At 63.7% G+C, this 17,374-nt stretch carries 14 protein-coding genes; 1 reads left to right on the plus strand and 13 read right to left on the minus strand.

The features are described 5' to 3' along the window. The first annotated feature begins 1 nt into the window (after position 1). Positions 2-1,522 carry a precorrin-3B C(17)-methyltransferase gene (gene cobJ, locus KR227_RS00300; RefSeq protein WP_218363229.1) on the plus strand — a complete coding sequence of 507 codons (1,521 nt, stop codon included), beginning with the start codon at positions 2-4 and terminating at the stop codon, positions 1,520-1,522. An 84-nt stretch (positions 1,523-1,606) separates the two neighbouring features. Here the strand turns inward: cobJ and KR227_RS00305 are convergent, their stop codons facing one another. From KR227_RS00305 to pafA, 13 genes are all read right to left on the minus strand, one after another. Then, positions 1,607-3,058 (minus strand): hypothetical protein, encoded by a 1,452-nt coding sequence (locus tag KR227_RS00305; RefSeq protein WP_218363230.1) that lies wholly within the window; start codon positions 3,056-3,058, stop codon positions 1,607-1,609. Positions 3,059-3,342: 284 nt separating this feature from the next. After that, on the minus strand, positions 3,343-3,984 hold the full coding sequence (locus KR227_RS00310; RefSeq protein ID WP_218363231.1) for a DUF3558 family protein: 642 nt from the start codon (positions 3,982-3,984) through the stop codon (positions 3,343-3,345). Positions 3,985-4,786: 802 nt separating this feature from the next. Continuing rightward, entirely contained in the window at positions 4,787-5,524 is a 738-nt protein-coding gene (locus KR227_RS00315) for a cobalt-precorrin-6A reductase (protein ID WP_218363232.1), read from the minus strand. After that, positions 5,512-6,282 carry a precorrin-4 C(11)-methyltransferase gene (gene cobM / locus KR227_RS00320; protein WP_218363233.1) on the minus strand — a complete coding sequence of 257 codons (771 nt, stop codon included), beginning with the start codon at positions 6,280-6,282 and terminating at the stop codon, positions 5,512-5,514. The genes KR227_RS00315 and cobM overlap by 13 nt, the downstream gene beginning before the upstream one ends. Before the next feature lie 13 nt (positions 6,283-6,295). Further along, positions 6,296-7,474 (minus strand): precorrin-6y C5,15-methyltransferase (decarboxylating) subunit CbiE, encoded by a 1,179-nt coding sequence (gene cbiE, locus KR227_RS10865; protein ID WP_218363234.1) that lies wholly within the window; start codon positions 7,472-7,474, stop codon positions 6,296-6,298. A gap of 15 nt (positions 7,475-7,489) precedes the next feature. Continuing rightward, on the minus strand, positions 7,490-8,209 hold the full coding sequence (locus tag KR227_RS00330; RefSeq protein ID WP_218363235.1) for an SDR family oxidoreductase: 720 nt from the start codon (positions 8,207-8,209) through the stop codon (positions 7,490-7,492). Next, complete coding sequence (locus KR227_RS00335; protein ID WP_218363236.1) at positions 8,209-9,339, minus strand: Xaa-Pro peptidase family protein; 1,131 nt, start codon at positions 9,337-9,339, stop codon at positions 8,209-8,211. The genes KR227_RS00330 and KR227_RS00335 overlap by 1 nt, the downstream gene beginning before the upstream one ends. 65 nt (positions 9,340-9,404) lie before the next feature. After that, positions 9,405-12,206 (minus strand): RNA helicase, encoded by a 2,802-nt coding sequence (locus KR227_RS00340; RefSeq protein WP_218363237.1) that lies wholly within the window; start codon positions 12,204-12,206, stop codon positions 9,405-9,407. 59 nt (positions 12,207-12,265) lie between these two features. Then, the gene (gene tatC, locus KR227_RS00345) at positions 12,266-13,414 is read right to left on the minus strand and encodes a twin-arginine translocase subunit TatC (RefSeq protein ID WP_218363238.1); all 1,149 of its coding nucleotides are present in this window, start codon (positions 13,412-13,414) and stop codon (positions 12,266-12,268) included. Between the two features lie 91 nt (positions 13,415-13,505). Continuing rightward, positions 13,506-13,838 carry a Sec-independent protein translocase subunit TatA gene (tatA, locus tag KR227_RS00350; protein WP_218363239.1) on the minus strand — a complete coding sequence of 111 codons (333 nt, stop codon included), beginning with the start codon at positions 13,836-13,838 and terminating at the stop codon, positions 13,506-13,508. A gap of 2 nt (positions 13,839-13,840) precedes the next feature. Continuing rightward, positions 13,841-14,842, minus strand: a complete 1,002-nt coding sequence (locus KR227_RS00355; protein WP_218363240.1) for a YafY family protein — start codon at positions 14,840-14,842, stop codon at positions 13,841-13,843. A gap of 4 nt (positions 14,843-14,846) precedes the next feature. Then, positions 14,847-15,863 carry a YafY family protein gene (locus KR227_RS00360; protein ID WP_218363241.1) on the minus strand — a complete coding sequence of 339 codons (1,017 nt, stop codon included), beginning with the start codon at positions 15,861-15,863 and terminating at the stop codon, positions 14,847-14,849. Beyond that, a complete protein-coding gene (gene pafA, locus KR227_RS00365; protein ID WP_218363242.1) occupies positions 15,860-17,374 on the minus strand; it encodes a Pup--protein ligase in 1,515 nt (504 codons plus the stop codon). Before pafA ends, KR227_RS00360 begins: the two co-directional genes overlap by 4 nt.

Here is a 17,374-nt window from a genome sequence, read left to right on the forward strand (position 1 = left end):
CGTGGCTTCCGGAACACTCATCGGCATCGGGGTCGGACCCGGTGATCCCGAACTACTGACCCTCAAGGCCGTCGCCACGTTGAAGCAGGCCGATGTGGTGGTCTATCACGCCGGCCCGAAGCGCAGCTCGACCGCGCGATCTATCGCCGCCGACTACCTGCCCGAGGACTGCGAAGAGGAACTGCTCGCCTATCCAGTGACCACTGGGATTACCAACCACCCCGGCGGTTACGCTGGGGCCATGGCCGAGTTCTATAGCGAGGCCGCCGAAAGGCTCAGCGCGCATCTCGCCGTCGGCAAGACCGTGGTGGTACTCAGCCTGGGCGATCCCATGCTCTACTCCTCGTATCAGCACCTGCACCGGCTATTGGCAAGCGACTTTGAGGCGAGGATTATTCCCGGTATCCCGTCTATTACCGCTTCCGCTGATGCCTTGGGGCTTCCCCTCGCCGAGGCCGAGGACATACTCGCTGTGCTGCCCGCCACCGTGGGCGTGGAAAACCTCAAGCGCGCACTGAGCACCGCCGATACGGCCGTGATCATGAAGCTGGGCCGCACCTTCACCGCCGTCCGAGACGCCTTGGAGGCCACCGGCCGACTGGAGGACTCCTATATCGTCTCCCGCGCCAGCATGGACGGCCAGCGCATCGTGCCTGTCCGCGAGGCCGATCCGGAGAATATTCCCTACTTCTCCTGCGTTGTGGTGCCCAGCCAGCGTCAAGGCTTTGTGCTTGAGGATCAACAGCCCTCCCACGGTGAGGTGGTGGTGCTGGGACTCGGGCCAGGCGACTCTGCATGGACCACCCCCGAGACCTCATGGGAGCTCGCCAGAGCCACCGATGTGGTGGGCTACTCCACCTATGTGCGGCGGGTGCCGCAGCGGGCCGGACAGCGCCAGCACCTCTCGGACAACAAGGTGGAAGCCGAGCGCGCCGCCATGGCTCTCGACTTGGCGAAGGAAGGCAAGCGTGTGGCCGTGGTCAGCTCCGGTGATCCGGGAGTATTCGCGATGGCCTCAGCGGTGCTCGATGTGGCCCAAGACCCGCAATGGGCCGATGTATCGGTGCGGGTCGTGCCGGGAATGACCGCAGCGCAGGCTGTGGCATCGCGCGTCGGTGCCCCCTTGGGGCATGACTTCGGCATGATCTCCTTGTCCGACCGGCTGAAGCCGTGGGAGGTTATCGAGAAGCGGATCCGTGCACTTGCCTCCGCCGACATGGCCTTCGCGGTGTACAACCCGGCATCGAAGACTCGACGCGAGCAGGTGGCGAAACTCGCCGAGATTGTCGGCGAGTACCAGTCGCCCGAGCTGCCGGTGATCGTCGCCCGCGCCGTGGGCTCCGAGCAAGAACGGGTGCAGGTGACCACGCTCCGCGACTTCGACCCGGAGATCGTGGACATGCGCACCATGGTGATTATCGGCGCCTCCACCACCACCGTGTATCGCGGCGGGCCGGAGAAGACCACGAGGGTGTTTACCTCTCGCCGCTATGACACCCAGGACCCGTTGAACCTGTTTTAGGGTCTGAATCAGCAATGATGAAGCCGGCTGCGCACCTCTTAGGGTGCTGCAGCCGGCTGTGCTGTGTAGCGAAGCAATAAGAGCCTAGTTTTTCTTCGATTCCTGGCGCTTGTCTGGGCTCTGGCGAGCCCACGTGCCGATGGGACCGGCCACACGCGGAGTTTGTTTGCCCAGCAAAGCGCGTTTATTCGCGTCCTTTTCCTCCGGCGCGAGGACGGAGATGACAGGCCCCTTCCCCTGCGTCTTAGGGCTGCGCCCCGCAGTGGGGCCGAATGCCGCCATGGGGCCGCGACCAGGGCTGGGCTTGCTGTTGCTCGTATTCTGCCCCAGCACCGCCGGCGGTGGCGTGGCGGCACCGCGTGGCGACGCCGTCGGGTTCGGGGAGTGATTCGGAGTAGAAGTAGCCGCGGGCGGGATCAGCGGCTGAGCAGAGCGTGCCAAGGGGGTAGCCCCTGCCCCACTGCTACTACGCAGGGACGCACCTGGTGCGGAAAGCCCGGCGTGCCGCGGCGTAGTGGATGTCACCCCGCGGGCTGAGCCGGTGGCGTGTGGGATCGCTCCGAGTGGATGCACTGGACTGGTTGCGGTGTGGCGTCCGGCAGATGCTGGGGATGGCGAGCCCAACGTGGTGGGCGTGGTGAGCGCATTGGTGAACGTCTGTGGGCTTCTCGCGCCGCCCACCGTTCCGGCGAGCGGGGATGCCTGCGGTGAAGAAGGATGGAGCGGGTTCTGCGACAGCTGTGGTGCAGCCGCTGAGGTGCTGGGTGCTGTGGTGGTGCCGGCGGTCTCGGTGGAGGGCGCGGCAATACTGGAGAGTTCGTTGAGGGCGGCGTGGGCACGCGCCATAGAACCCGGCTGGTTGCTGGTGCTGTTGTGGGTGATGGCGTCGAGCGTTCGAAGTGTTTTAGGGACGTTGGCTCCTGCGGCGTCAACGGCGTGATCCATTCCCGTGGGAATGAGATGGGCGTAGCCGCCTTGTGGTGGAGTGGCCATGAGATTGCGGAGAACCGGTACACCCATGTGCAGTGTGGGCGGGAAGAGTGTGGTGGTGAAAGTTTTAACGAAGGCGTCCTCGGCCTGAGCCTTGAGGGCCGGATCGGTGATGTGGGCGGTACGCGCCGCCGCCTCGTTAACGAGGGAGTGGCCGTAGCTATGGATGGTGTGCAGGTTCTGCACCGTCATGCCCATCGCCTCGGCATTGACGGAGAAATTCTGGGCTTGTTGCGCAGCTTCCCGGATGGTGGCTGCAGAGGCTTCGACCGCTTCGCCCTCATTGGTGCCGGCGATATCCGCAGCTATGTGGTGCAGATCAGCGGAGATGGCGGCCGATTCAGTAGAAATCCATCGCCAAAGGTCGGCCGTAGCATCAACAAGGTTGATCCGTGTCGCGGCGAAGGCCGTCTGGAGCGCTTGCAAGGAGGTGGCTGGATTAACCACCGCTGGAGCGAAGGGGAAATCACTGTAGAAGATGCTCGGTTTCGGTGGAAACGTTCCCAAGACTTCCGCAGAGGATGTTCCGTAAAGGCTTTCACGCATAGCCTCATCCTGAAACTGGAACCCGCCATTTGTTGCATGCGTGGCGTCGCTGAGCCAGTGAACGTGCTCCACAAAAAGCGAGGCGACTTGTGTCAAGCTGCCTGGAGTGGACAGAAGAACATTCCCATGCTGCATGCCCAGCTGGTCTAGCCCGGAGACTTCGGTGAAAGTTTTTATGAAAGTACCGCCGAGTACGCGTATATTTAGCGCCTCCATCCTTTTTAGACATTCTATTAATCGGTCTCCGTTGGTGCCAAGATTGCCAGTGCAGACGTCCATGATGATTATTCCTTCGTATTCTGAGATATAAGTTTTAGTACGTTATATGCAGAAGTGCATGCATCGTCTTGGGTGTGCTTAAAGAAATGTGTTGTGGAAATAACCGACACCCGTCCTTCTGGGGTGAAACTTCCGACGCCACAATGCGTTGAAAAAAAATCTCTACTCTCAAAGGTGTGTACCTTTTCATCGGCGATGAATTTTCCTTGAGGGTGGACTAGTGCCTTGCCTTCGAGTGTCTCTAGAGTATTTGGGTCCGTCATCGTTAAATAGGTTCCGGACTCTGGTGGGTCGGTATGGTATGTGCATGAATCAATGCCGAAATTGAAAATATGGGGCACAATTTCACGGTCTCTTAGGCCAAGCTTTTCCATGTCTGCCGGCGAAATTACTTCGCAGGTATTGAAATAATCAAATCCCGGCGCCTGGTAGTCGAAGTTCTCTGAGGTGGCTTCGAACCAGTCGGATAATTCAGTTCCTGCTTCCTCAGTGGTCGTCGAATCTTCCTTGGTGGTGTTGCTTGTTGCCTCCTCAGTTTCTGCTTGCCCAGTCACTGTTGCGCAGCCGCTGGTTGTGATCAGCGCTAGGGCTAGGACGGTGCCGAGGGCGCGGCGGCGGTGTACTGCGGAGTGTCGGAGGTTCCTCATGGGGTCCTTTCATTAGGTGGGTAAAAATAAGAGTGGATGAGGATGGACAATCGTGCAGTACAACTCACTGCGGGTGCCCTTTTAAGGGGTAGCGAAGTGGGTGCAGAGACGACATCCCCCGAGGCCATCTCTGCACCACTTCGCCAATGTCGCCGCCATTGCCAGTGGATATGGCGGCGACGGGGCGCGCTGCTCAAACAACCCCTATGTTTGAGCACGCAGCCGATGCTGCCGGGGTGTGCGTCGCCACAATACGGTCCCCGCTGGAAGCGGATTCCGCCGCTGGGTGTGCGGTGGCGAGCACGCGCCTTCTCGGAGAGGCACCCCTCGCCGGGATCGCCGGCGTGAGGCTTTCTCCATGGGCGCACGCTGCGGTGAGAGGCAGTATCTTTCGAGTTCCGTTCCCACATCAGAGCCGCACCAAAGTGAAGCGAACGGTGAAGCGCCGCCGCGTCACTCTGCTGCGTAGTAGCACCACAAACCATGTGTGCTGCTTCCCCCTTAGTCTCAGATATTGGTACGTTCACTCGGCCACAGCGCTGCAATACAGTGTGGTTGCGAGCTCATGGTTCGCGCCGTGGTGTCATGGGTGGGACACCGCGGGCACTCATGCGCTCACAGGGAGTAGACGTATCCACGGGGCCGCGAGGTTCCCTTGGCCCTTTTAGGGGGTAATAGCCGATTGAGATCAGGACAAAGACCCCTCTCCCCTGCCGCTGTTATGCAGAAGGGATGGAGAGGGGTCGGAGAGATATCCGGTCTCGGAGCCTCGGGCCTCGGGGTGGGGATAGGAGCCTGTCGGCTAGACCAGCCGAGCTTCGCGCATAGCGTCGGAGGCGTTGTCCACCACGATCACGTTGGAGCCGCCCGGTAGCGGGGGTCGTTCGACCATGACTACGTCGATGCCGAGCTCTCGGGCAGCGTCGAGCTTGGCCCGGGTGTAGTTGCCGCCAGAGTTTTTGGTGACGACAACGTCAATCTGGTTGCCGATCATGAGTTTCTTCTCCGCTGCGACATCGAAGGGACCGCGATCGAGGAGAACGCGGTTGCGCGGCGGCAGCGCTACCTCTGGCGGATCGACGCAGCGGATGACGTAGAGGTTATGGGTATCGGCGGCGAAGGGCGCGAGCTTCTGCCGCCCGATGGTGAGGAAAATATGCGAGTAGTCGCGGGCCACCACGCGCGCTGCCTCGTCCACACTGTGCACGGAGTGCCAGCGATCCCGCGGCTGCGGGCTCCAGGCGGGACGGTGAAGAGCGATGAGCGGGCGGCCGGTGGCGCGGCTCGCCTCGGCGGCGGATTCGCTAATGACCTCGGCGAAGGGGTGGGTGGCATCGATGAGCACGTCGATATCGTTGCTCACGATCCACTGTGCCAGCCCCGCCGGTCCGCCGAAGCCGCCGATACGCACCATGCCCACAGGCAGGCGTGGATTCGCTACCCGGCCCGCCAGCGAGGTCGTGACCTCCCAGTTCTCGGCGAGCATGCGCTTAGCGAGGTCGCGTCCCTCCGAGGTGCCGCCCAAAATTAGTGCACGCATGGAATCGTCCTTCCGTGTTCATCGCGGGGCCGGTCATCCGAGTAGAGGAAGGAATCCGGGAACTGCTCGGCGGCGAGGACCTTGCCGACGATAATCATGGCAGTACGGGTAATTCCTGCTTCGCGAATGGCGGCAGCGATCGTCGATAAGCGCCCACGCACGATCTGCTCCTCGGGGCGGGAGGCATAGGCCACCACGGCCACTGGGCAGTCGCCATAGTAGGGCTCGAGAGTGGCCACGACCTCGTCAATTGCGTGAGCGGCGAGATGAATGCACAGGGTGGTGCCGGTGCGGGCGAAGTTCTCCAGCTCCTCCCCTTCGGGCATCTGGCTGGCGCGACCATTGATGCGGGTGAGCACCACGGACTGGCCCACGGTGGGCACCGTCAGCTCATGGCCGAGGCTGGCGGCCGCGGCGGCGAAGGAGGGCACCCCGGGCACGATCTCGTAGTCGATGCCGAGCGCGCTCACACGCCGCGCTTGTTCCGCTAGCGCCGAATAGACGCTGGGATCCCCCGACTGCAGCCGGGCCACGTCCTTGCCCTCCTTGTGGGCGCGCTCGATGACCTCCATGATCGCGTCGAGCGGCATGCGGGCGGTATTAATCACCTCCGCGCCGTCTGGGGTGTGCTCCAGTACCTCCTCCGGCACGATACTGCCGGCGTAGAGGCACACGGGGCAACGCCGAATGAGGGCATCGGCCCGCAGCGTTAAAAGATCGGCGGCACCGGGGCCAGCGCCAATGAAGTACACAGTCATAGGGGTTGTCTTTCTATTTGCTTACACGCCACTGCCATACAGGATAGGCCGGCTTATAGGCGGTGAAGGAACCGATCGAGGTTTCGTTTTCAATCGCGATGCGCCGCAGCGTGCCGCCGTAGTCTCGTTTCAGCTGCCAGAGCTTGTCGACGCTTTCTGCCGTCACCGCATTGGCCACCAGTCGCCCGCCTGGGCGCAGGGCCCCCCACGCCGCCTCCCAGACTCCCGCGGCGGTCAGCCCGCCGCCGATGAAGATGCAGTCGGGAGAGTCACTACGCAGTAGCGCATCGGGGGCGGCGCCGCTGATGTCTAGGTGGGGCACGCCGAGGGCGCGGGCGTTGGCCGCGATACGTTTGGAGCGCTGCGGATGGCTTTCGAAGATGCGGGCGCGGTTACGGGGATCGAGCCGCAGCCATTCGATGCTGATCGATCCCGAACCGCCGCCAATGTCCCACAGCAGCTCCCCCGCTCGGGGCGCCAGCGCGCACACGGTGAACGCACGAATATCTTGTTTAGTCAGCTGTCCATCATGGTCGTAGCTGTCATCGGGCAGCCCAGGGGCGAGGGTACGCGCCGCCCGTGCCGGCGGTTCGACCGCGATAACGGCAAGGCCGCTGTCTTGTTCCGGTGGCGCGGCGGCAGTACCGGTGGTGATGCACTCGTGTGCCGCCCCGAGATCAGCGAGCACCGTCACGGCCGTGTCCTCGAGGCCGCGTTCGCGAAGATAGTCGCATATCGTGGCCGCGGAGGAGCGATCGCGCCCGAGCACGAGGAAGGGCCGGGCCTGATCCACCAGCACTCCAATGCTCGCGACATCGCCGGTCACCAGCGAAGTGTGCGGGGTGTGCTGCTGCGCCCAGCCGAGACGCGCACAGGCCATAGCGAAGGAGGACACCGCCGGATAGATACGCAGCTGCGCCTCCGGCACCTCCCGCTGCAGCGTGCTGGCAATACCGTGGAAGAGCGGATCACCGCTGGCGAGCACAGCGACGCGCTGCTGCTGCAGCTCGGCGATCATGCCCGGCAGCGCGGGCACGAGCGGTGAGGGCCAGGCGCGGGTGGCGGGTGCATCGACCAGCGCGAGCTGGCGCGTCGAGCCCAGCACAATCTCGGCGGAGTCGAGGGCGGCACGGGCGGCCGGGCTGAGCGAGGACAGCCCCTCGGCGCCGATTCCGATGACATCAATGATCACAGAAGCTGACCTTTCTTAACGCGGCATCCGCCGCCATACCGGGCGCGGAACCAGAGACATGATCCACGCCAGCAGCCGCAGCCGACGCGGCACCCACACCGTGGCGCTGCGGCCGCGGGCAGCCAGCACCGCCTCGGCAACCTGATCGGGCGTGGATGACAGCGGCGCCGGCGACATACCGGTGGTCATGGACCCGATCACAAACCCAGGGCGGGCAGTGAGCAGATGCACCTCCGTGCCATGCAGCCGATCAGTGAGTCCTTGGCAGAAGGCATCTAGGCCGGCCTTGGTGGAACCGTAGACGTAGTTGGCGCGTCGGGCCCGCCAGCCGGCGATAGAGGAAAAGGCGTAGATGGTGCCCGAGCGCATCACATCGGCCAGCACGGTGAGCATAGATACCTGCGCCACGTAGTCGATGTGGGCGATCTCGGCGGCGTGCTGCTCCTCGTGTTCCGCGCGTTCTTGTTCACCGAGAATGCCGAAAGCGACGATGGCATCGGTGATCTCCGCTCCCCCTGCCTGTTCAACGAGGCGGCGGTGCGAGTCCAGCTCCGTGGCATCCCACTCGATGATTTGCACGCTGGCGGCTCCCAGCCGGCGGAGCCGCTCGGCCACCGGTTGCATTCTTTCCGGGGATCGCCCGGCCAGCACAACGGGCCGTCCGCGGCAGAGCCGGGACGCCATCTCGCCGCCGATATCAGAGGTGCCGCCAAGCAGCAGAAGGGTCTCTGACATCAGTGATCCTCGGGGTGCGCGCCGGAGCTATCGGGATAGAGATTCCGGGGACGTGTGTTGAGCACGCGGACCCCGTCATCGTCTACCGCCACGATGTCTTCGATGCGGGCGCCGAAACGCCCGCGCAGGTAGATACCCGGTTCCACAGAGAAGCACATACCCGGCTGCAGCACGAGATCATTGCCCGCGATGATGAAGGGCTGCTCGTGTACCTCGAGCCCGATGCCGTGGCCGGTGCGGTGGAAAAAGGCCTCGCCATAGCCCGCGGCCTCGATGATGTCCCGCGCGGCGGCGTCGATGTCTGCCGCGCGCACCCCAGGCGCAATGGCGGCGATGGCGGTGCGCTGCGCCCGATCCAGCACGGAGTACATCTCCGCGACGTCGGCGTCGATCTCGCCTACCGCGTAGGTGCGGGTGCAGTCGGAGTGATAGCCGCTAGGCATAGTGCCGCCGATATCCACGACCACGATGTCGCCGGCCTGCAGCCGGCGATCGGAGAAGCTGTGGTGCGGATTCGCGCCATTAGGCCCAGAGCCGACGATGACGAAGTCCACGGTGCTATGTCCTGCGCGGAGGATGAGCGTGTGCAGCTGCTCGGCGATAGCGCGCTCACTCACGCCCTCCTGAAGCAGCGCGGGAACCTGGGCGTGCACCGCGTCGATGGCGGCTGCGGCCTCGGCGAGCCACTCGATCTCGATGTCTTCTTTGACCACGCTCAACTCCGGAAAGGCGCTATCGACCCCACGGATCGGCCGGTCCATAAAGTGCGCTGCATGCGCGAGGGGCATCTGCTCACTCAGCGCCAGCGGGGCGTCGCTGGCGGCATCGTCGAATACCGCGCGAACCATGCCATAGGGATCCTGCCCATCGCGCCACCCGCGGACGGTGACGGAAGCGGGTGCCTCGTGGGCGTCCACTTCGGGGATCACCACCACGGGCTCGCCGTGGGCGGGAATCACCAGCGCGGTGAGCCGCTCGTGGGTATCGAACCCGAGGCCGGTGAAGAAACGAAACTCTCGCCCTGGGCTGGCTACCAGCGCGGCATAGCCTTTCTCCGCGATGAGCGCCTGGGCGCGTGCAATACGTGCTGAATAATCGATACTCACTACAGCCTTCACCTTCTTCTTCATGGGCACGGGGATACTGTGCGGTGCTGCCTGCCCACTACATTAGGCGGGCGGCGTCGACAAGCGTGCTAGGTGCCCACCGCCACCACGCCGCGCCGCATGGCGTCGATGGCCTGCCGTGCAGCCCGCTTGGTCTCCTCGTTATAGCCGGTCTTGCGCACCTGCTCGAGCAGATCCGCGACCTGGCGCACCTGGCGCACGAAATCGCCGGGGGTCAGCTCGGCGCCGCACTCATTGGCCGCAGCGAGGCAATAATCCAGGGGCGCGCCGGCGCTCCACTGATGGATCGCCAAGGCAAAGGCCGCATCCGGGACCGCCGTCTGGTCGAGCTGATGGCGCTTTTCATCCACCACCAGCTCATCCCACACCCGCATCGTGCCGTCGATAGCGGCTGCGAGCGCATCGGTCGGCGCTTGCGGGCTGCCTTGGCCCGGCTTGCGGTTCTCGAAGCTGGCGCAGCTCGCTGCCCCCGCCAGCTCAGCGGGGTCGAGGCCATCCCAGATTCCGCGCCGCAGACACTGGGCCACGAGCAGATCGGATTCGCTATGGATATGCGCGAGCTTCTCGCCTTCCTCGGCCACCACGGGCTCCCGAGTCTCGGGATCGAGTTCGACATAGTCCAGCTCGGTGAGCAGCCCGAGAATCCGGTCAAACTTTTTGCCGAGGCTATCGGTGGCGGTATCGATGCGCGTGCGCAGCTTATCGACGCGACGCTGCGCCTTCGCCGACTCCATGGCGATCGCCACCAGGTGCTCGCGCTCCGGATAGCGATGCGCGGGATGTTCAGCCAGCGCCGCGCGGAGAGCATTCACCTTCTTATTCGGGCGCGTGCGCACCCGCATCCGCTTGGGCCGGGCAAAACCGCCGTGGCGCAGCTGGCCAGTCAGCTGGCTGCGCTGCTTCTTCGAGGCTTTGCCGTGGACTATCGCCCGCGGCAGCCGCATAGTGCCCAGCCGCTCGGGCGCCATGCCCACCGCCTCCGAGTCGATGCGACCCATCCAGCCGCTTTCCAGCAGCACCAGCGGGGCCGGGTTATTAGCGAAGCGGGCCTTTTCAATCACCACCGCGAGCAAGGGCTTCTTTTGGCCGGGCACGGCGATAACTTCGCCCACCTCGAGCCGCCGCAGCGTGGCGTCTGCCTCCTGAAAACGATCGAGCAGCGAGGCACGTTTGGCCTGTTTTTCCTCTTCGCTGAGCCGCTGCCGCAGTGCGGCATAGTCGCTGAGCTGCTGGGCGGCCTCGGCTGCGGGAATATCGAGCTCGACATCCTCGAGGCTGCGTTCGAGTGTGGTGCGCGCCTCCTCGAGGCGTTTTTCTGCCCGCTGCAGCGAGCGAACCTCCTCCACCACGGTCCCATCGGCCTGGAACTGGGCAAAGGACTGCTCGATGAGGGTGAGCGCGGCCTCATAGCCTTGGGTGGCCAAGAGGTTCACGCTCATGTTGTAGCCGGGTTCGAAGGTGGAGTTGAGCGGATAGGTGCGGGTGGAGGCCAGCCCCGCCACGCGGTGCGGATCCATCGCGGGCTGCCACAGCACCACCGCATTGCCCACCGTGTCGATACCGCGGCGGCCGGCGCGGCCGGTGAGCTGAGTGTATTGGCCAGGGGTGAGATCCACATGTCCTTCGCCGTCGAATTTCACCAGCTTTTCCAGCACGACGGTTCGGGCCGGCATATTGATGCCAAGCGCCAGGGTCTCTGTGGCGAAGATGGCTTTGAGCAGCCCCCGCGAGAAGAGATCTTCCACGATGTGCCGGAACGCGGGCAGCATGCCGGCATGGTGCGCGGCAAAGCCCCGCATAAGCGCCTGCTTCCAGCGGCGAAACTGCAGGACTTCGAGATCGTCGGCGGGAATATCCGCCACGCCGGCATCCACGGCTGTGGCGATGGCCTGTGCCTCCTTCTCATCGGTGAGAACCAGCTTGGAGCGCAGGCACTGGTAGAGGGCGCCATCGCAGCCGGCACGAGAGAAGATAAAGGTGATCGCGGGCAGCATGTCGTGATCCTGCAGCACCCGCAGCACCTCGGGGCGAGCGAGGGGGCGATAGGCGTCCTGGGAGCGCGTCTGGCCCGAGCGGCGGGCCGAACGGGCGGGCGCACCGCGGGAGCTCGCCCGATTCCGGAAGGAGCCAGAACGCGGCGCGGCCGGGGTATCGGCGCGGGATTCGAGCTTGGTGATTTTTTCTACCAGGCCGCGATTGACCTCGGGATCCTCCGCGCCATCGCCTTTTTCGAAGAGCGGAAACAGCCGCCGGCCCACGAGCATCCACTGATCCAGCGGCACGGGGCGGGAATCGGTGACGATCACATCGGTATCGCCGCGCACGGTGCGCATCCATTCGCCAAACTCTTCCGAGTTGGACACGGTGGCAGATAGCCCGATCACGCTCACCCACTCGGCCAGGTTGAGGATCACTTCCTCCCACACCGCGCCGCGGGAGCGATCGGCGAGGAAGTGGATCTCATCCATCACCACATAGCCCAGCCGGTCCAGTGCTGGGGAGTCGGCGTAGAGCATATTGCGCAGCACCTCGGTCGTCATCACGAGGATATCTGCGGAGCCGTTAATAGAGACATCGCCGGTGAGCAGCCCCACCTCTTCTTCGCCATGGATGGCGACGAGATCGTGGAACTTTTGATTACTCAGGGCCTTGATGGGAGTGGTGTAAAAGCATTTGGTGCCGCGAGCCAAGGCGAGAGAGACGGCGAACTCCCCCACTATCGTTTTGCCCGCGCCGGTGGGCGCACAGACCAGCACGCCACGCCCGGCCTCGACTGCTTGGCAGCCCTCGATCTGGAAATCATCGAGCTCGAATCCGAGTTCCGCGGTGAACACTCCCAGATGAGATAAAGGATCAATCTTTAGCGCCATGCACCCCACTTTAAGGCATGCCCGCGACACCAGCTGCGGGCACCCAGTGCCTAGCGGAACTAGAGGACGTCATCGAAGTGCGAGGAGGGCGCACTGCCATAACTGGAGGAGGGTTCTTGGTCTCCCGGCTGGCTGGGACTGACCTGTCCTGGTTGGGCGATCGGGTTCGGCTGGCTGACGCCACCTGGCTGCGAGATAGCCCCGGCAGAGTTCACCGGCGCTGTCGGCGCTGTGGGGCGCACCTGCGCGGTGGCGGAGGGATCCGCGATCGGCTGCGGGGCATCCACCCCACCAGGCTGGGTGGACAACGTCGAGGCGTGTTCATCGTCCACATCCATCCAGTCGGGGCGCTGCTTTTTCCGACGCTTGTCATTGAAGCGGGTGAACTGCAGCGCTCCCTCGACGAGCAGGATGAGGCTCAGGGCGAGAACCACCATGGAGAAGGGGTCTTGGCCGGGGGTCATCACAGCCGCAAAAATGAAGAGCAGCACGATGATGATGCGGCGCTTATCTTTGAGCTGATCATAGGAGACCACGCCCATGATGTTGAGCAGGCCCAGGATGAGAGGCACCTCGAAGCTGATTCCGAAGATCAGCACCAGCGCCAGCAGGAAGCGGAAATACGAGTGGGCGTTCAGGCCCGCCACCGCCACATCGGAGGCCATGGTGATGAGGAATTCAAGCCCGATGTCCACGATGAAATACGCCAAGCAGGCACCCACGATGAATAGGGTCACGGCCAGCACCACAAAGGTGACCGTCCACTTGCGCTCGTTCTTCTTCAGCCCGGGGGTAACAAAAGCCCATAGCTGGTAGAGCCAGACCGGGGAGGCCAGCACGGCCCCCGCCAATGCACCGACCTTCATGCGCAGCAGGAACATCTCGAAAGGCGAGGTCACCAATAAGCGGCACTCGTCTCTCATCGTAAAGTCCGCCCGCAAATCTGGATCCACGCTGCAGTAGGGGCCGCGCAGAATCTCGCCGAGAGACTGGATCGGCCCCACACTCACCTGGAACCAGGCGAAGCCCACCACCGTGCCGATGCTGAACGCGATCAGCGAGATGATCACGCGCGTGCGGAGCTCGCGGATGTGATCCGACAGCGACATCGTGCCATCGGGGGACTTCGGTGGTTTCCGGCGCTTCGTCTTGCTGCGGCCGGCAGTACTCACCGCGCGCCGCGGAGAGCCGGGAGTGGAGCTGCTCATATGGATAGAATTCCTCTTCAACCCAGATAATGAACAACCGCGCGCACCACCACCACAGCTACTGGTGGCGGTCGCGCGCGGCGGCGGTTAACTAGCCCTGCTGGTTCGGGTACTGCTGCTGGTTCGGGTACTGCTGAGCGGCAGGATCGGGCTGCGGCTGCTGCACCGGCTGGGGCTGTTGGACGCCCTGCGGCTGCTGCATATAGGCACCATTAACCGGCTGCTGGCCCTGCTGTGGCAGCTGCTGTTGCTGGGGCTGGGCGGGCTGGGGGTTATCGTCGTTGCTCATCTCCTTGACCTCGGACTTGAAGATGCGCATGGAACGGCCCAAGGATCGGGCAGCATCCGGCAAACGCTTCGCACCAAAGAGGACAAGGATGACGAAGACGATAAGGGCAATTTCCCAGAAGCCTAGAGTTGGCATAGTTACCTCTCAGTAGCTGTCGCTGACGTGTGGTCGTTTATGAACTGATCATACGCGTCGAGTGCAGCACGGGCGCGCACGAGGCTCGCTTCTTGTGCCACCGCCGGCGAGGAGATTCTCACATTCTCTCCCAGCGATGCCACGAAGCAATAGAGCCAGTGCGGATGCAGCATGCGCACTGTGGCTGGATACCATCCGTCGATAGGCTCCAGCTGAAGCTGTACAGGATAGTATTCTGCCACCCATAGCGCTTCTTCTTTTAACTGGATGTGTACGTCTTCCCCCGAACTCGTGAGATCGAAGGGATCATCGGCGTCCAGGGTGACGATGCTGGGGACCTCCCGCGGCAGATCAAGCACGTTCGCGCTGTGGGCGCGGTCGGCGCGAAAGGTGCGCTCCGCAGCGCGGTCGTGGTCCCAGCCACGCACATAGGAGTGGCCATCGTGATCGAAAATGGCGACGGGGCTGATGGTGCGCAGCTGGGGCTCGGCGTCGAGCGCCCCGGAGTAGCTGAAGCGCAGCCGCTTATCCACGGCCACGGCGTGGCGCACCGTGGCGAGAAAATCTCGTTCCGCCGCGGAGAGACTCTGCTCCACATCCATCACCGGCGCCCCAGCGGCGCCGAGCGCGGTGCGTAGTTTCTCCGCAGCTGAGGTGATGGAGTCCACATCGGCCACCGAGCCACGCGATTCCAGGGCTTCGAGGGCGAGCAGCAGCGTGCCCGCCTCACTAGCTGTGAGGTTGAGCGCTTTGTCCATGCCCTGGCTATTGGTGATGGTCACGGACTTAAAATCCGTTTCGAAATCCACCAAGTTATCGGGCATCAACCCCGGGGTTCCACAGCACCACAACCGGCGCAAATCGGCGGCGATCTCACCGGGTGAGCGGCCCAGATCGGCGGCGGCCTCAGCGATGGTGGTGTCGGGATGCGCCTGGAAATAGGGAATGAGATTGAGCAGACGAACGAGATCATTGACCCGCTCGCCGGTGTGTGCACGGGCCATGAGATCAGTGTCCTTTCGCGGTGTCCGGGTCGAGGGACTCCTGGGTGGCTATGAATCCACGCAAGCGATGTGTGATGGCCTCGACGGCCTCCGGCGGGGAGATGACTAGCACCTCCGGCGCCTCACCTACCGCGGTGGTGACCAGCCAGTTGAAGTCCACACCGCTGAGGCTATAGTGCCCAGGCTCTGTTTCCTCCGCGGCACGCAAGAGTTCGGAGCTGAAACTGGGAGATTGCTGTAGCACGAGGTGGGCGTCGACAAGCGGCTGGCGAAAAGACAACAGCTCGGTGATGATCTCCGCGGGCGTGGTATCGGCGGGTGGCTCGTGGGTGCGCGGGCCGTTAGCGGCGATGTTATCGATACGGCTGATACGAAACGCGCGTGGGGCCGCGCGGTCGAGATCGAAACCGAGCAGGTAGATACGGCCGCCGACCGGGGCGAGCGCCCAGGGATCCATGGCGCGTGGCTGCGGGTCGGCGCCGACATGACGGTAGTAATCGAAGGTGATGGACAACCGGCGATGGCACACCCGCACTAAACGCTCGAAGGTGGTGGTACTCAGCGTGGAGAGATCACTCACACTGGTGTACTCCCCTGCTGGGCTGAGCTCCCCGCGCTGCGCCCCGCCGGCGGCGATCTTGGTCCAGCCGGAGCGGGCGAAGGTGGCGAGCTCGCCGCTCATGCCCTGCTCCCCCGCGAGCGCCAGCACACTCGCTTCCTCGGGGGTGAAGGTCATCTCCGGCAGGGAGTAGCGCGACTCCACGAGGCGGAAGCGCTTGGTGTTGAAGATATCTTCCTCAGAGACGATGGGCACGCCCACGGCGCGCAAGACCGCGCGGTCGCGCTGGAACATCTTGTCAAAGGCGGCATCGCTTTTGTTCTGGTATCCGGACACATGGGCGCGGATCCATTCCTTGCTCAGCCCGCGGCCCTGGGCCGGGGCATTGAGCAGAGCGAAGGTGAGGTTGATGGCTCGTTCCAGAGCCTCTTCGCTCGGCGTGCGCGTACTGGAGGAACTCATAGCCTCAGGTTATCGCGTTGGCGGCAGCAGTGTGCGCCTTCGCACAAAGGAAAATGCTTCTCCATATAGGCGATGAGCGCGTCCACGTCCGGATCGGCGGTGGCGAAAGGATCGCCGAGCTCCACCAGCTGCGGCTCCGGTCGTGAGACCTTCATCCGCATCCAATCCACCGCCACCGGCGCCGCGCGGCTATAGGCCGCATCGAGGAAACGGCCCCGCAGATGGGCGCGGGTGGTCGTCGGCGCGTGGTACATCGCGGCGTCAATGGCCTCGTCGCTCGTCCAGCGATTGATCAGGCCTTTGCGCTGCAGCAGCAGCGCCAGCCCGCGATCGGGGGCGATGTCATGATAGGTCAGATCCACCTGCGCCAAGCGGGGATGATCCAGTCCACAGCCGAGACGCGTTTGATAGCGCTGCAGCAGCGAGCGCTTGATTACCCAGTCGATATCCCGCGAGACAGGGGTGAAGTCTCCGGTGTCGAAGCAGTGAATCACCTTCTCCCACAGCTCGACGACCCGCTCGAGTTCAGCGTTCGGCTCGGGTCGCTGCTGCAGCCACTGTTGGGCGGCGTGGAGATAGATGCGCTGAATTTCGAGCGCCGGCAGCGTGGAGCCATTGCGCAGCGGCACGGCGGCCGCCCCGCTGAGATCGCGGGAGATCTCGCGAATCGCGCCCACCGAGGATTCCAGCTCCACATCGGGTAGCGGCATGCCTGCCTCGATGAGTTCGAGCACCAGCAGGGTGGAGCCGAGCTTGAGGGCGATGGTGGGCTCAGCCATATTGGCGTCGCCGACGATCACGTGCAGCCGCCGGTAGCGCTTGGAATCGGCATGCGGCTCATCGCGGGTGTTGATAATCGGCCGAGTGCGGGTGGTGGCCGAGGACACCCCCTCCCATACGTGGTCGGCGCGCTGGGACAAGCAATAGCCGAGGGAGAAATCATCCGCCTGCGGCAGCCGTGGGTGATGAATCATTCCGGCGCCGCAGATGAGCTGGCGGGTAATCAAAAAGGGCAGCAAGGTGCGCGAGAGCACCTTCAGCGAGGTCTCGCGAGAAACAAGGTAGTTCTCGTGGGCGCCATAGGAGTTCCCGCGCGAGTCCACATTGTTTTTGAAGAGATAGATCGAGCCGGGATAGCCCATGGTCTCCAGGCTCGCTTGGGCCTGCTCGGCCAGCTGATTGACCAGCCGATCACCGGCGATGTGATAGTTGATGAGCTGCTCGATGGAGTCGCATTCCGCGGAGGCGTATTCGGGGTGATCGCCCACATCCAGATAGAGCCGGCCGGCATTGCGGGTGAAGATATTCGTGGAGGAAAAACGCTCGCGGATCGGCCGATAGAGGTGGCGGGCCACCTCGTCCGGGGTGATCTCGCGGCAGCGCTGTCCTGGGGCGCAGCGGAAACTCACACCGTATTCGGTTTCAATTCCCATGATGCGCCGCAGAATTGCGGACTCGGCTGATTCCGCTGCTGCGTTCTGAGCTGCTGGCGTGCTATCCCCGTGTGTCAT

It is taken from the genome of Corynebacterium sp. TAE3-ERU30, from assembly GCF_019209925.1.
Classification (GTDB): Bacteria; Actinomycetota; Actinomycetes; order Mycobacteriales; family Mycobacteriaceae; genus Corynebacterium; species Corynebacterium megadyptis.

Bases quoted from the DNA above. Each gene is read 5' to 3' on its own strand.
- KR227_RS00305 (WP_218363230.1), bottom strand. From the start codon at position 3,058: ATGCGTGAAAGCCTTTACGGAACATCCTCTGCGGAAGTCTTGGGAACG.
- KR227_RS00310 (WP_218363231.1), bottom strand. From the start codon at position 3,984: ATGAGGAACCTCCGACACTCCGCAGTACACCGCCGCCGCGCCCTCGGC.
- KR227_RS00315 (WP_218363232.1), bottom strand. From the start codon at position 5,524: ATGCGTGCACTAATTTTGGGCGGCACCTCGGAGGGACGCGACCTCGCT.
- cobM (WP_218363233.1), bottom strand. From the start codon at position 6,282: ATGACTGTGTACTTCATTGGCGCTGGCCCCGGTGCCGCCGATCTTTTA.
- KR227_RS00330 (WP_218363235.1), bottom strand. From the start codon at position 8,209: ATGTCAGAGACCCTTCTGCTGCTTGGCGGCACCTCTGATATCGGCGGC.
- KR227_RS00335 (WP_218363236.1), bottom strand. From the start codon at position 9,339: ATGAAGAAGAAGGTGAAGGCTGTAGTGAGTATCGATTATTCAGCACGT.
- KR227_RS00340 (WP_218363237.1), bottom strand. From the start codon at position 12,206: ATGGCGCTAAAGATTGATCCTTTATCTCATCTGGGAGTGTTCACCGCG.
- tatC (WP_218363238.1), bottom strand. From the start codon at position 13,414: ATGAGCAGCTCCACTCCCGGCTCTCCGCGGCGCGCGGTGAGTACTGCC.
- tatA (WP_218363239.1), bottom strand. From the start codon at position 13,838: ATGCCAACTCTAGGCTTCTGGGAAATTGCCCTTATCGTCTTCGTCATC.
- KR227_RS00355 (WP_218363240.1), bottom strand. From the start codon at position 14,842: ATGGCCCGTGCACACACCGGCGAGCGGGTCAATGATCTCGTTCGTCTG.
- KR227_RS00360 (WP_218363241.1), bottom strand. From the start codon at position 15,863: ATGAGTTCCTCCAGTACGCGCACGCCGAGCGAAGAGGCTCTGGAACGA.
- pafA (WP_218363242.1), bottom strand. From the start codon at position 17,374: ATGACACACGGGGATAGCACGCCAGCAGCTCAGAACGCAGCAGCGGAA.